Consider the following 14,927-nt stretch of genomic DNA (forward strand, 5'->3'; position numbering starts at 1 on the left):
ATAAACAGCTTTTATGGAAATAACCCCTTTTGTATGGCGCGCCCACAAAATAAAATAAGTGCTCCAACAACAACACTCGTTGCCGTTTTATGATAATGGGCTAATAATAATAAATAATACGATAAACCTACAGTACCAATCATAATACAAATGCTCGGCACTGGATTACGAGAAAAGTTTTGCATTCCCCAAAGAAGCGAAAATATAGCTGTAGCGACACATAACACCGGTAATCCCATCCCAGTTCCCCTTTTTCTATCTATTATTCCTTGTTGCTAACACGCTCGTTGATGCGATACTAATTAATAAATCAAAACCAATCCTTATATATTTAAACGTTTACTCTAATTGAAATCTCTCAAACTTATCGTTCATTTTCTCTCCCCTTACTCCAGCGTAAAGATTTCCTCCACCTTCACTCCAAAATACTTGGCGATTTTTAAAGATAACTCTAGACTCGGATTGTAATGATGGTTTTCAATCGCCACTATCGTCTGCCGCGTCACTTGCATCGCCTTTGCCATTTCAACTTGCGTTATATGATTTTGCTTTCTTAACTCTTTTATTTTATTTTTCACACCCATAGGCTCCACCTTCAAAAGTAAAGATATCTTTACTTAAATTATAAATATTTTCCAGTTATAAGTAAAGATATCTTTACAAATTTTAGAAAAACGTTTCACTGAACACCTACTCTAATAAAGTACAAGAGTAATTCAATTTATATCAGCGCAACTTAAATTATATCGGCGATTTCCCAAATATATCAGCGCAACTCCATTTATATCGGCGATTTTTCAAATATATCGACATCCGTAGCGCTACTATAATCATAAGAAAAAGCTGTCCCCAAATACCTTCGGGAACAGCTTTCTCCTCTACTACATAAATCCTAGCGCATATACAAGAACGTATCCAAGAACCGATAAGCAAACCGAGCCAATCAGCCCCGCCACGAACGCTTTGCTTCCTAACTTACGGAACGTTTTAAACTCTACATTTAAACCAAGTCCTGCCATCGCCATTGCGATTAGCATATAAGCAATGACAACAATGTATCCCGCAACAACTTCTGGAATAATCCCGAGCGAATGCACGGCACTCATCGCTAAAAATCCGAAAATGAACCATGGAATTGGAAGGTCGCGCCACGATCTTTTTTCCTTGCTTCCTTCACTCTTTCCAAACCATAATCCAATTAAAATTGCTACTGGTACGAGCATTGCAACGCGCGTTAGCTTCACGATAACTGCGATGTCTATAGCCGTACTTCCTCCTGGCGCCGCGGCTGCGATAACATGAGCAATTTCATGCAGCGTGGCCCCTGAGAATACACCGTAACCATATGGAGATAGGCCAAGCACTGGATATAATAACGTATAAATAAGCGTAAATATCGTACCTAAAATAGCAATAATTGCAGCCCCAACTGCCGTTTCATCATCTTTTGCTTTCACTTGCGGCGCAATTGCCACGACCGCTGCCGCCCCGCAAATTGCTGTACCACATGCTGTTAAAATCCCAAGTTTCTTTTCTACCTTAAATACTTTCGTTAGTCCATATACAACGAAAATCGTAAATGTAATAACAACCGCTGCGATGACCAATACTTTCGGCCCTGCCTTCGCAATATCAACAAGATTTAATCGCATTCCAAGTAAGATGATTCCAAAGCGCAGCAACTTCTTACTCGCAAAGTTCGTCCCTGCAATCGCATCTTGAGGGACTCCAATTGCCGCACGCCAAACCATCCCAATTAGAATAGCAATTACTAATTGTCCCATAATATTTAAAAATGGAAGCTCTGCTAAATATTTCGCGGCAATTGCGATTAATAATGTAATCCCAATTCCTTGCGAAAATCCAAAACGCTTCTTCTTTTGTATAACAAGTGTTTGTTCCATTTTGAACCACTCCAATAATCGTATTGGAACATGCATGTTCTTTCTACTTACATTATAAGAGAGTTTCTATAATAAGTTTAATACCAATACCAAATCTCTATCATTAGAAATACTTATGATAAGATAATAGAAAAAGAAAGGAGCCCATTATATGAACGTAGACATTTTAAAAATTTTTGTTACTGTCGTTGAACAGAAACACTTCTCCCGTGCAGCAGAATTATTAAACCTTTCACAGCCTGGAGTAAGTATGCATATACGCAACTTAGAAAACGAATTTGGCACTACACTTATTCAACGCTCCCCGAAGCACGTCCAAGTTACTGAAGCTGGAAACATATTATATATACATGCAAAGCAAATGCTCTCTCTTTACGAAGATGCTAAACAAGAAATTAATGAACTACATAACGTTGTAACAGGAACACTGCGCATTGGTGCTAGTTTTACAATTGGCGAATACTTACTTCCAAAAATACTGGCTAACTATGCGAATGAAAATCCACACGTCGAAGTTCATACTTTCATCTCAAATACAGAAGACGTTTTGCAAAGCCTTCGCTCTAATCAAATTGATATCGGCCTAGTGGAAGGACAAGTCGTATACGCCGACGTAGATGTTGAAACATTTATGCAAGATGAAATGAAGCTCGTCGTCCCGCCAAATCATCCATTACTCCGCACAAATGAAATAAATGAAAGTACACTCCAAGATCAAGTATGGGTATTAAGAGAAAGTGGTTCTGGTACACGCGCTTATAGTGACCGCTTTATTCATCAACACCATTTAAAAATGAAACGATTCTTTACATTCAGTAGTATCCAAAGCGTAAAGGAAGCTGTTAGTGCCGGGCTTGGCATCGCTATCCTTTCTGATTGGACTGTACGGAAAGAGCTACTAGCAAAAGAACTATTCCACGTCGAAGTTCCAAATGAACAACTCATCCGTCCATTCTCCATCGTGCGCGGCAAATATTTTATTCCGTCTAAAGCTATTCAAGTGTTTTTAAATCATGTAGATTCCTTTGCGAAAAAACAGCATTGACCTTCACATTAGTGTGAAGGTTTACAATACATGTAAAAGGAGTGAAACACATTGCGAATTGGAGAGTTATCAAAAGAAACTGGCATTAGCGAAAGATCTCTAAGACATTATGAAGAAAAGGGGTTACTCCCTTCGAAACGCCTCGCAAATGGTTACCGTGATTTTGATGAAAGTGCCATCGAAAAAGTGGAGCTTATTCAAATGTACTTACAAATTGGCTTAAATTTAGAAGAGACGGCAAGGATGCTGCGCTGCCTTGAAATTGAACCGCACCTGTACGACAATCCGTGCAGCAGTATCCTTACGCTTTACGAAGATAAACTCAATGAAGTAACAAAGCAAATCTCATTGCTTTCCAACATCCAAACGAATTTGCAAAAACACGTTTCACTCCTAAAACATGCAAAAGAAAAGGGATGATTACATGTTTGTTATACATGGCAGTTCAAGACAAAACGGAAATACAGAAGCTTTAACACATATGATGATAGAGGACATTGAAACAGAACAAATTTATTTGCGTGATCATACCGTCTATCCTATTACAGACCAACGTCATGATGCAGAAGGATTCCAATCCGTAAATGATGACTATGAGCAGTTAACGAAACGCATGCTAGAACACGACACGATTATCTTTGCTACACCATTATATTGGTACGGAATGAGTGGACATATGAAAAATTTTGTTGATCGCTGGTCACAAAGCTTGCGCGATACATCCCTTCATTTCAAAGAAAAAATGAAAGGCAAAAAAATGTATGTTGTCATCGTTGGCGGGGACAACCCAAAGGTAAAAGCATTACCGCTTATTACTCAATTCCAATATATCTTTGATTTTGTTGGCTCTTCATTTGAAGGTTATGTTATTGGGAATGCGAATGGACTGGATGAAATTAAAAACGATGCTGAGGCGCTGGCAAAAGCACAATTGTATAATGATACATTCAAAAATAGCGAACAGAAATAAGTTTGACAAACCCTTTTGTATGCGCATACAATAAAAGTAATATTATGAAAGGAAGGTACTTTGACCAATGAAGTTCTAATTCTCTTATTTATTTCATCCATCACAAATAGTGAACAAAAATGATGAAAACTAGCAGGGGATTAGTCTGTCCATTTGTCGATACTTTCTTTCGAAACGATCATGTAAAAAATCGTTTATTTATGTACGATTTTTTACATACAAGGGCGACGTTTATCCTCTCTAGTGAAACTAGGGAGGTTTTTTTATGACTATTTTATTCGCAAGTAATATTGAAAAGAGCTTTGGTGATCGCACACTATTTACATTACCATCACTGGAAATTCAAGCACAGGATCGCATAGGAATTGTCGGAGTCAACGGAGCTGGTAAATCTACGTTATTACAAATATTAAGTAAAGAAATAGAAGCTGACAGAGGCATAGTAACTCATCATAGTTCTATCAGCATCATTCCTCAGCTTAGCAAAGAACTACCGGAAACTGCTTCTTCTCTTGCAAAAGGAAAATGGAGTATTTCAAACGTTACCGACGCAATGAGCGGCGGTGAACGAATGCGGCTAAAGATCGCCCATGCTCTCGAACAAAATGCAGGCATTTTATTCGCTGATGAACCAACAAGCCACTTAGATATGGTCGGTACAGAGCAATTAGAAAAGGCACTTTCATCTTATAAAGGAGCACTTGTTTTAATATCGCATGATCGTGAATTTCTAGATAATATATGTACCAAAATTATTGAAATTGAAGACGGTACTATTCAAGAGTACAAAGGGAATTATTCAAACTATCGAAAACAAAAAGAACGTGAACGAATACAAAAACAAGCAGAATATGAGCAATATGTACAAGAAAAAAATCGTTTAGAACAGTCCATTCTACAAAGAAAGCAACGTGCTTCTAACATGACAAAAATCCCAACGCGGTTCAGTTCATCTGAATCTAGACTTTATAGGTTAAGTGGGGCTCATGGCCAAGAACAGGTTAGCAAAGCAGCGAAGGCATTAGAGACACGTCTCGAAAAACTAGAAAAGAAGGAAAAGCCAAAGGATCTTTCTCAAGCTCAATTTGACGTGCAATACCATACTCCCATTCATAGTAAGGTGGCAGTACAATTCAATAAAGCAACAAAGAAAATAGGCGACCGCACACTATTTAAAAATATGAATGGAACTATTGCCCCTGGTGCAAAGCTTGCCGTTTTAGGGGCAAATGGAAGCGGCAAAACCACTTTGTTCAACATGCTTCTCACAAACGAGCGTGGCATGCAGCTATCGAAAAGTTGTAAAATTGGATACTTCGAACAAACATTATCTATTTTAAAAACAGATAAAACCATTTTAGAAAATGTTCTAGAAGAAACAAACTATACAGAAGCATTCGTTCGCACAATACTTGCACGACTTCTATTCCGCCGTGAGGATGTTCATAAACCTGTGCACGTTCTAAGCGGGGGTGAACGAATGAAGGTTGCACTCGCAAAAGTATTTTTAGGAAACTATAATATGCTTCTGCTAGATGAACCGACAAACTATTTAGACTTAGCAACGCAAGAAGAATTAGAAACCATGTTACAAGAATATCCTGGCACAATACTTTTCATTAGCCATGACCGTGCCTTTATTCGCTCTGTTGCAGACCATATTCTACAAGTAGATGAGAGTGAACCAAGAATCTTCCACGGTAATTACGAGCAATACACAAAAAGAACCACCGGAGCTTCTGTAAACGTTACTGAGCAAGAATTGTTACGATTACAAACAAAATTAACAGAAGACATCGGCCGGATTTCCATTCCAAATCATCACGATGACATCACATCTCTCGAACAAGAATACGCAAAATTATTAACTCAAATTCAAAAATGTAAAGAAGCGCTCTAATGTCTTCCCTATATATCGACGGGGCCTTCCACATTTCCCAAGAAATATTGAAACTTCGACATACAAAGTAAAAAGCCGTGCATCAGCACGGCTTTTTACTTTATATGCGGACAGCAGTCCCGCTCACCGCAACCATTAACATACCTTCGCGAACTACTTCGTAATCCACGTCGATACCAACAATTGCATTTGCATTTTTTTGTCTTGCGAAAGTTTTCATCTCTTCCATTGCGATGTCGCGTGCTTCTTTTAATTTACTTTCATAAGCGCCAGCACGACCACCGACAACGTCACGAACAGAAGCGAAAAGGTCACGAACGATATTCGCACCCATAATCGCTTCTCCATTGACGATATCGATATACTCAATAATTTCTTTTCCTTGAATTGTAGACGTTGTTGTTACAATCATACTTTATAGCCTCCCATATGAGATTTTTACCTACTTATGGTGCACTAATTCTGTACAAATTATATTTACGAACTAAACTGAGCTTCGTATAACCTACTGTATCCTCCGCCTTGCTCAATTAATTCATTATGTGAACCTTGTTCTGCAATGCCATCTTTATTTACAACGACGATGCGATCTGCATTTTTAATCGTTGCAAGTCTGTGAGCGATAACTAGCGTTGTGCGACCGACAGCTAATTCAGCAAGCGATTTTTGAATCGCAAGTTCTGTCTCTGTATCTAGTGCAGAAGTTGCTTCATCCAATATTAAAATTGGCGGGTTTTTCAAGAACATACGAGCAATAGCTAGACGCTGCTTTTGTCCACCTGAAAGTTTCACGCCGCGCTCACCGATAACAGTATCTAAACCTCCCGGCTGTGAGTAAATTAAATCTTCTAACTGCGCACATTTTACTGCCTGCCAAATTTCAGGCTCTGATGCCTTTAAATTTCCGTAAGCGATATTTTCACGAATTGTTCCTGAAAATAAGAACACGTCTTGCTGCACAATTCCAATTTGCTTACGAAGTGAAGATAATGTCATATCTTTCGTATCAATCCCATCAATTTGAATTGATCCAGATGATTGCTCATAAAAACGTGGTAATAGGCTACATAACGTCGTTTTCCCAGCTCCTGATGGTCCAACGAACGCAACCGTTTCACCTGCATGTATTTTCAAACTAATGTCATTTAAAATTGGTTCTTTATTTTCATATCCGAACGTAATGTTGTTATATTGAATATCACCATGTACATGTTTAACTTCCATTGCATCTTTAGAGTCTACAATGTCAGGCTCTGTTTCAAGAAGCTCTACATATCTTTTAAAACCGGCGATTCCCTTCGGATAGCTTTCGATTACCGCGTTAATTTTTTCAATTGGGCGGAAGAAAATATTCGTTAATAGAACGAATCCGATAAATCCACCGTACGTTAATTCTCCTTGCAGAACAAACCATGTACCGCATATTAAGACGAAGAGCGTTACGAGCCGCATGAGCATATAACTAATCGATGAATTTAACGCCATAATTTTATACGCCATTAATTTCGTTGTACGGAAACGAGCGTTGTTGACAGCAAATTGCTCTTTCTCAAACTTTTCATTTCCGAATGCTTGTACAACACGAATTCCCCCAACATTGTTCTCAATGCATGCATTAAAATCAGCAACGTCTGAGAATAAACGTCTAAATGTACCTGTCATTTTTTTATTAAAGTAAAGTGCTAACCATAATAGGAATGGAATGACGAAGAACGTTAATAACGCTAACTTCCAGTTGATCATCATCATAAATGAGAATGCCCCAACTAAAGTCATTACGGCGATAAATAGATCTTCTGGTCCATGGTGAGCAATTTCCCCAATTTCCATTAAATCGTTTGTAAGGCGTGAAATTAAATGACCAGTTTTATTATTATCAAAAAATCTGAATGATAGCTTTTGAATATGATCAAATAATTTCTGCCTCATATCTGTTTCAATGTTAACACCAAGCATATGTCCCCAATATGTAACGACATATTGTAAGCCTGCATTTAACATATAAACTGCGAGTAAACCGAAACAAGCCCATAAAATAAGCGTCCAGTTTTGCCCTGGCAATAACTTATCAATAAATTGATTTACGATAAGCGGGAAGCCGAGTTCTAATAATCCTGCGACAACCGCACAAGAAAAGTCGAGTATAAATAAACCTTTATACGGTTTATAGTACGAGAAAAATTTACGCAGCATATCTTACCTCCATTTTCCAAAATTAAAAAGACTCCCTAAATGATAACCATTATCAAATAATTATTCAAGTTATCCGTCTATGAAACTGAAAATAAGCTTTGCAATAGTTGTCGTTTTTTGCTGGAAAGTCGATATATTCGAATAATCGCCGATATATTTCGAGTTGCGCTGATATATTTGCAAAATCGCCGATATATTTCAAGTTGCGCTGATATATTCGGATAATCGCCGATATAAATTTCATTTACTAACTACTCCCCCCTCCCCCAAAAACAAAAAAGGTACCACCACAAGGTGATACCTTTCCTCCTATTACATCGCTTCCGAATCCCACTCGTGCTCCTGCTCAACGAATACAATACCTAATTCGTGATGCCCACCAGCATATAATGCAGTTTGTGCAAGACGAAGCTCACCATTTGTATCTAATACTTCTAATTTACAAAATGCTCCGGTCGTCTTCGTTTGAAGCGCATCATAAAATTCCTCAGCGCTTTTTGGAATAACTCCATTTACTTTCGTAATAATTTCTCCAGGCAGTAACTTTAGCTCTGCTCCAATTGTATTTGGAATTGTATCTAGTACAACGAGCCCATCATTGCGTGCAGCAAAATATGCTGGTCTTGTTTCATCGGCAATTTTCTCTTGCATCGAGATTGTGAAACGCCCAAGCATTGCGACTCCCATCGCGATAATTGCAAGTACGTGCCACCAATAACTTGCGATTCCTAAAACGAGCACAAGTCCTGCTAATCCATAAACACGTCTTCCTGTAAATAATAAAGCTTCCGTCGGCTCATAACTTTTAATCTTTCTCATAAATCCAATTAAAAATGGAACGAGGAATAGAGAATATGTATTTGACCCTATTGAAACGACAGGCCACCATGAAATAAACTGAGTTACCGCATCACCCGGTACAAGAATAAAAATAGGAACGATCCATAAACGCTTTGATTCGTGTAAACCAATCTTTAATCCACGCTTCCCCTTCCTAATCCTCGGCGTCGAATATCCTACTGCGTTTTTAGAAATCAATAAGCCTTCTACAATAAGCATAACGCCTAGTAAAATAACAAGGGATACAATGGTACTCTCTTCACCTTCTCGAAGCTGTAAAAAGGAAACTGGTAGCTTAGAAGATAATAGAACACATACAATCGCAATGCTAAATGTATAAGCTGCCGATAAATATCGATACATAGCCGTTAATCCAAATAGTAACGTCCAAATTAAAATGGCCCATAAGCTTGCTTTAGAAACAACAAGTCCAAGCCCAATCATAACAATAGATACTACTAATCCGTATCCAATCCCTGCAAATAGAGAGGTTCGCAGTTCAAACCAAATATCATAAACTTTAAAAGAAAAATCTTTTCGTTCTCTTAACATACGTAAGTATCCAACGAAGATACTACTTATTACAAATATATAGACAGCAGGGTGTAAGAAAAAACGTCCAACTGCCCGCATTATTTCAAAAATCCACGCCTCCATGAACTCATTCACCACCATTTATATCATTCTTTCTTTTTATATTATCATAACTAAACAAACGTTTGTTTAACACAAAAAAATACAGGCAGCAAACTGCCTGTATTTCTTCTTATTTTGCCATTAATTTTAATGCTGACTGTAATTGTAGATCATTTTCTCCAGAACGAATTTTTTCGATAATTTTAGTTTGAATCGCTTCAGCTGTCTTTTTATCAAGCTGTCCTGTCGCTTCCATCTCATTTGCATTTTGGAATGCTTTCAGAGCCGATTCTGTCTCTTTACTAAAGTATCCATCTTCACGACCTGGTACATACCCTAAGCTCTTAAGCATTTCTTGAGCATGTTTTACTTGTACATCATTTGAATTGTATGAAAGTGTTTTTTCAATTTGAATTGGTGTCGCATGATAATAATTTGGTTGCTTCACTTCTACTGTTGGCGCGATTCCTTTTTTATGAATCCAGTTCCCATCCGGTGTTAACCATTTAAACATCGTTAATTTAATGTTGCTGCCGTCTTTAAATGGAACAGCTTGCTGGACAGTACCTTTACCAAATGTCTTTTCACCAATTAAATCGTATCCTTCTCCTTCTTTTAGCGCACCCGCTAAAATCTCTGAAGCAGAAGCACTTCCATTATCAATTAATACTGAAATTGGATATGGTTTTCTCTCTTTCAGTTCCGTAGAGAATTTCTTCTTCTCACCATTTCGCTGCTCTACTTGTAGCATCGGCTTTTTATTCGTCATAATTTCCCCTAGTATATCTTCTACACTATTTAAATAGCCACCAGGATTACCACGTACGTCAATAACTAAGCCTTTTATATTTTTCTTCTCTAACTCTTTTAACTGATCCTTAAATTCTTTCGCTGTATTTTCAGCAAAAGAAGTGATTTGCATATAACCGATATCTTTTCCACTCTCTTGCTTCACAGAACTAAATACTGTAAAGATTGGAATCTTTTCACGCTTAATTTTAAATACGATCGGATCAGTTACTCCCGCACGTTTAATTTCAATTGCGACAGTCGTTCCCTTTTTACCACGAATTTTTAATACTGCTTCTTCACGTGATAAGTCTTTCACACTGTTTCCATCTACAGATAAAATTTGGTCATTCGGTTTAATTCCTATCTTTTCTGCTGGTGAACCTTTAATTGGCGATACGATAATAAGCTTACCGTCCGTCTTGTTCACCTCAGCCCCAATCCCCTCTAATTCGGGATCAAGCGATTCACTAAACTGTTTGGCTGTTTCTTTATCCATATACGTGGAATAAGGGTCCTTCAGCGTAGACAACATACCTTGTATTGCACCTTCAACTAACTTTTCATCTTTCACGTCTTCCACATAACGTGAATCAATTAGTGCATACGCCTCATTAATTTTTGCCAAATTCCCTTGCGCAGTGCTAGCATTCCCACTCGAAATTGTTTGCGTTACTTCTGATGGGTTAACCCCAAATACAGACATGCCTGCAAACATTCCGCCAGCACCAATTAAAAATGCAACAACCATTCCAATAATTGCAACTCTACGTTTCAATGCGGAATTCCCCTTTCCAAAACACACAGGTGGTGTAGCAAAAGGCATCACACAGTGTGTGATGCCTTTACCTATTTCTACTATATGATAAGCTTGTACGAATTATGTTTGCAACTTTTTATACTTTTAAGAAGCGACGAATTGACATTACACTTCCCCACATACCGATTAAAGCACCGATTAACACTAGTAAACCAGCTAATTGGAATACGAACGGACTGTATGGTAGAAGCTCGAAAATTGTTCCGCCAAGTTTTTCATTAAACACACCTTGCAACGAATTATACGTAATTAGAATTAGGCCAATTGGAATAATTGATCCTAATACTCCTAAGAATAATCCCTCTAGCAAGAATGGCCAACGAATAAACCAGTTTGTTGCACCAACAAGTTTCATAATTTCAATTTCTGTACTACGAGCATAAATTGTAATTTTAATTGTATTAGAGATTAAGAACATCGCTGTGAATAAAAGACCAGCAATTAACGCAATCCCAATGTTACGACCAGTTTTTACAGTATCAAATAATCGTTCAACTTGTCCTTTTCCGTACTGAACATTACTAACAAACTGCATTTTTTCAACCTTCTTCGCGATTGTCGCTGTATCGGTTGGTTCTTTTGCTTTTACAACGAATACGTTTTTAAGTGGGTTATCTTGTTCAAATAACTCAAACGTTTTTCCACTATCACCTAAGCTTTTAATTAAACGTTTTAACTCTTCTTCTTTAGAAGAATATTTAATAGAATCTACTTTTGCAATCTTACTCATATCTTCTTCTAATTTCTTTTGATCCGCTTCTTTTGCAGCTGGATCAATGTGTACACGAATCTCTACATCTTGCTCTACTTTCGTCGCAAAATGGTTCATATTCATAATCGCTGTTAAAAAGACACCTACAAGTAATAATGTAACTGTTACTGCACTAACAGAAGCAAATGTCATCCATCCGTTACGTGATAGATTCTTTACACCTTCTCGCAAATGTCGACTAAGGGTCTTAGCCTTCATATCCGTATCCTCCCTCAATCTCATCTCGAACAATTTTTCCGCCTTCAATCGCGATTACACGATGACGGATTGTATTTACGATATCTGCATTATGCGTCGCCATAACGATTGTTGTGCCGCGCTCATTAATGCGAGTAAAAATATTCATAATATCAAGAGCTGTTTCAATATCTAAGTTACCTGTTGGCTCATCGGCAATTACAACCTTTGGTCTATTTACAATTGCTCTTGCAATAGCCACACGTTGTTGCTCCCCACCTGAAAGCTCACTTGGAAGTGCGTCTGCACGATCTTCAAGGCCTACAAGACCTAGCACTTCTGTTACACGCTCACGAATTGCATCCGGTTCTTCTTCAATTACTTCTAAAGCAAACGAAACATTCTCATATACCGTTAATTTAGGTAGCAATTTAAAATCTTGGAAAATTACGCCTAATTGACGACGAAAATACGGAACGTCTCTTTCTGCCAATGTTTCGATAGTAAGTCCATTTACATTAATAGATCCTGTAGATGGTTTCTCTTCACGATACATCATTTTAATAAATGTAGATTTCCCGGCTCCACTCGGTCCAACTACGTATACGAATTCACCTTGTTTAATGTTAACTGTAAGACCAGCAATGGCTTTCATACCATTCGGGTACTCCTTATAAACATTCGTCATTTTTATCATTATTTATCACCCAATACTTAATGATTTTTTTCGAAATACTTTTCTGTACATCTGAAAATAAAAGACATCCTTCATTTTCATTTAGTCATCCTTGTTGAAGGTAGTTTACTTATGCTTTCTCATAAGCAATACCACTCTATGTAATATATTTCAGCAAAATTCTACAAACCCCATTGTAACATCAAACGGTTTCCAATTTGGATACATTTTTGTTACAGTTATGTTACATACCAGAAAAAAGGAAAACGAGCTGACTATATTATCAACTCGCCCATTTCACCTTTTTATTTATGTTCAGCTAACCATTCAGATACTTTTTTCGCCTCTTCACCTTGAATAAGTCCTGGTGACATTGAACCACGGCCTTTTTTAATAATCTCTTCGATATCTGCAGCGTCGTACTTACCGCCTACTTTTCTTAAATCAGGTCCAGTTGCCCCTGATAAATCTGTTGCGTGACATCCCGCACAACTTCTTTGGAAAATTTGTTCTGCGCTGTCTGTGCTTGCAGACTGTTTCGAAGACTTACTCTCTTCTTTATTTCCGCATGCTCCTAAAGCAAAAACAACCGATGTCCCTAGCGCAATAGCCAACAATTTCTTTTTCACTTCTATCGCTCCCCATTGTTGATATTCTTTTTATTCCTAACACACTCATTTTCATTATAAGCATTATCTTTATATAGAAAAACTAAGGTGTATTTCATATTCCTCTAAAATACAGTGAGAACCTTGATAAAATAAAGCTTTCATAAGTTGTTTCAATTCTGTGAACAACTTAAAAAACTTCTATAAAGTATCCTTTTTAAAAGGAAAATTAGAAAAGTTCTATATAAATCTTTACCCTATTACCGCTCTATTTTACTATTCTCTACTTTTTACAAAACAATATACAGCATTGTAATCTACATATAATCCCATCAAAAAGAGAAGTTGTCGTTTCCAACTTCTCTTCCTCTTTACTTCATCTATAAAAATAGAATCAAATTCTTTATATCCTCTATTGTCCTCAGCATGCGCCAACAATTTCGTTGGCTTTTTTTCGCTTATTAGATACGAGAACGTAAGTAAGCATCAATAAATGGATCAATCTCTCCATCCATAACAGCTTGTACGTTACCAACCTCCGTATTTGTACGATGGTCTTTTACAAGAGAATACGGGTGGAATACGTAAGAACGGATTTGGCTACCCCATCCGATTTCTTTTTGCTCTCCGCGAATTTCATCTAATTCTGCTTGTTGCTCTTCTAGTTTCTTTTGATATAATTTCGCTTTTAACATTTTCATCGCATGCTCACGGTTTTTAATTTGAGAACGCTCCGACTGACATGTTACAACCGTATTTGTCGGTGTATGTGTAATACGAACTGCTGAATCTGTCGTATTTACGTGCTGCCCACCAGCTCCACTTGCTCGGTACGTATCAATTTTTAAGTCTTCTGTACGTACTTCGATTTCAACTTCATCATTGAACTCTGGTACAACTTCACAAGATACGAACGATGTATGACGGCGCCCTGAAGAATCGAATGGTGAAATACGTACAAGACGATGTACACCTTTCTCTGCTTTTAAGTAACCGTAAGCGTTATGACCTTTAATTAATAAAGTTACACTCTTAATACCAGCTTCATCACCTGGTAAATAATCAACCGTTTCTACTTTGAATCCGCGTTTTTCAGCCCAGCGTGTGTACATACGTAATAACATAGAACCCCAGTCTTGTGACTCAGTTCCACCTGCACCTGGATGTAATTCTAAAATCGCATTATTTTTATCATAAGGATCACTTAATAGTAACTGAAGCTCATACTCATTCATTTCTTGAATTAAGCCTTTTACTTCTGATTCTAATTCCTCATGTAAATCTTCATCATACTCTTCTTTTAAAAGCTCATGCGTGATTTCTAAATTTTCAAACGTCTCATCTAACTGACGGAACTTTCCAACCATATCTTTTAACGCATTCGCTTCATTAATTACAGCTTGTGCGCCTTGTTGGTCATCCCAAAATCCTGCGCCCATCATTTTTTCTTCTAATTCTGCAATTTGTTTCTCCTTAGTAGGGAGGTCAAAGAGACCCCCTAAAAGCCGCTAATCGCTTAGCCATTTTCTCTAATTCCTGTCTAATTTCTACTAATTCCATTTCCTTCACCTCTATGTAATTGCTGTTACTTTCGTAT

General features: G+C 37.6%; 15 protein-coding genes. 4 read left to right on the plus strand and 11 right to left on the minus strand.

Translation table 11 applies throughout. The features are described 5' to 3' along the window. Window positions 1–11 precede the first annotated feature (11 nt). From ES895_RS12835 to ES895_RS12845, 3 genes are all read right to left on the minus strand, one after another. Complete coding sequence (locus tag ES895_RS12835; RefSeq protein ID WP_000524139.1) at window positions 12–239, minus strand: hypothetical protein; 228 nt, start codon at window positions 237–239, stop codon at window positions 12–14. A gap of 147 nt (window positions 240–386) precedes the next feature. Continuing rightward, complete coding sequence (locus ES895_RS12840; protein ID WP_000538364.1) at window positions 387–584, minus strand: helix-turn-helix transcriptional regulator; 198 nt, start codon at window positions 582–584, stop codon at window positions 387–389. A gap of 297 nt (window positions 585–881) precedes the next feature. After that, window positions 882–1,904 carry a YeiH family protein gene (locus tag ES895_RS12845; protein WP_000438437.1) on the minus strand — a complete coding sequence of 341 codons (1,023 nt, stop codon included), beginning with the start codon at window positions 1,902–1,904 and terminating at the stop codon, window positions 882–884. A 151-nt stretch (window positions 1,905–2,055) separates the two neighbouring features. On the opposite strand from ES895_RS12845, the gene ES895_RS12850 reads away from it, so the two are divergent. The 4 genes from ES895_RS12850 to abc-f all read left to right on the plus strand — a co-directional run bounded on the left by ES895_RS12850 (window position 2,056) and on the right by abc-f (window position 5,819). Continuing rightward, window positions 2,056–2,949, plus strand: coding sequence for a LysR family transcriptional regulator (locus ES895_RS12850; protein ID WP_001099986.1), 894 nt, complete (start codon window positions 2,056–2,058; stop codon window positions 2,947–2,949). Window positions 2,950–3,000: 51 nt separating this feature from the next. Continuing rightward, window positions 3,001–3,369: a MerR family transcriptional regulator gene (locus ES895_RS12855; RefSeq protein ID WP_001219181.1), complete on the plus strand. Its 369-nt coding sequence runs from the start codon at window positions 3,001–3,003 to the stop codon at window positions 3,367–3,369. A 4-nt stretch (window positions 3,370–3,373) separates the two neighbouring features. Next, window positions 3,374–3,919, plus strand: a complete 546-nt coding sequence (locus ES895_RS12860) for a flavodoxin family protein (RefSeq protein ID WP_135238386.1) — start codon at window positions 3,374–3,376, stop codon at window positions 3,917–3,919. A gap of 265 nt (window positions 3,920–4,184) precedes the next feature. Beyond that, the gene (gene abc-f, locus ES895_RS12865; protein WP_135238387.1) at window positions 4,185–5,819 is read left to right on the plus strand and encodes a ribosomal protection-like ABC-F family protein; all 1,635 of its coding nucleotides are present in this window, start codon (window positions 4,185–4,187) and stop codon (window positions 5,817–5,819) included. A 100-nt stretch (window positions 5,820–5,919) separates the two neighbouring features. Here abc-f and ES895_RS12870 read toward each other — a convergent pair whose 3' ends face one another. From ES895_RS12870 to prfB, 8 genes are all read right to left on the minus strand, one after another. Continuing rightward, window positions 5,920–6,231 carry a heavy metal-binding domain-containing protein gene (locus ES895_RS12870; protein WP_000637523.1) on the minus strand — a complete coding sequence of 104 codons (312 nt, stop codon included), beginning with the start codon at window positions 6,229–6,231 and terminating at the stop codon, window positions 5,920–5,922. 65 nt (window positions 6,232–6,296) lie between these two features. Then, complete coding sequence (locus tag ES895_RS12875) at window positions 6,297–8,012, minus strand: ABC transporter ATP-binding protein (RefSeq protein WP_135238388.1); 1,716 nt, start codon at window positions 8,010–8,012, stop codon at window positions 6,297–6,299. 312 nt (window positions 8,013–8,324) lie between these two features. Continuing rightward, the gene (locus tag ES895_RS12880) at window positions 8,325–9,509 is read right to left on the minus strand and encodes a PDZ domain-containing protein (protein WP_135238389.1); all 1,185 of its coding nucleotides are present in this window, start codon (window positions 9,507–9,509) and stop codon (window positions 8,325–8,327) included. Window positions 9,510–9,618: 109 nt separating this feature from the next. Further along, on the minus strand, window positions 9,619–11,055 hold the full coding sequence (locus ES895_RS12885; RefSeq protein WP_000830313.1) for a S41 family peptidase: 1,437 nt from the start codon (window positions 11,053–11,055) through the stop codon (window positions 9,619–9,621). 118 nt (window positions 11,056–11,173) lie between these two features. Then, window positions 11,174–12,067, minus strand: a complete 894-nt coding sequence (gene ftsX, locus ES895_RS12890) for a permease-like cell division protein FtsX (RefSeq protein ID WP_000645027.1) — start codon at window positions 12,065–12,067, stop codon at window positions 11,174–11,176. After that, window positions 12,057–12,743, minus strand: coding sequence for a cell division ATP-binding protein FtsE (gene ftsE / locus ES895_RS12895; protein ID WP_000594321.1), 687 nt, complete (start codon window positions 12,741–12,743; stop codon window positions 12,057–12,059). The genes ftsX and ftsE overlap by 11 nt, the downstream gene beginning before the upstream one ends. A gap of 284 nt (window positions 12,744–13,027) precedes the next feature. Then, window positions 13,028–13,351 carry a cytochrome c551 gene (gene cccB, locus ES895_RS12905; protein ID WP_135238391.1) on the minus strand — a complete coding sequence of 108 codons (324 nt, stop codon included), beginning with the start codon at window positions 13,349–13,351 and terminating at the stop codon, window positions 13,028–13,030. 440 nt (window positions 13,352–13,791) lie between these two features. Beyond that, a protein-coding gene (prfB, locus tag ES895_RS12910; RefSeq protein ID WP_096001716.1) for a peptide chain release factor 2 occupies window positions 13,792–14,890 on the minus strand; the annotation gives its coding sequence in 2 pieces (ribosomal slippage) (window positions 13,792–14,817 and window positions 14,819–14,890; 1,098 coding nt in all). Window positions 14,891–14,927 lie beyond the last annotated feature (37 nt).

This window comes from Bacillus sp. 007/AIA-02/001 (assembly GCF_004634455.1).
GTDB lineage: Bacteria > Bacillota > Bacilli > Bacillales > Bacillaceae_G > Bacillus_A > Bacillus_A cereus.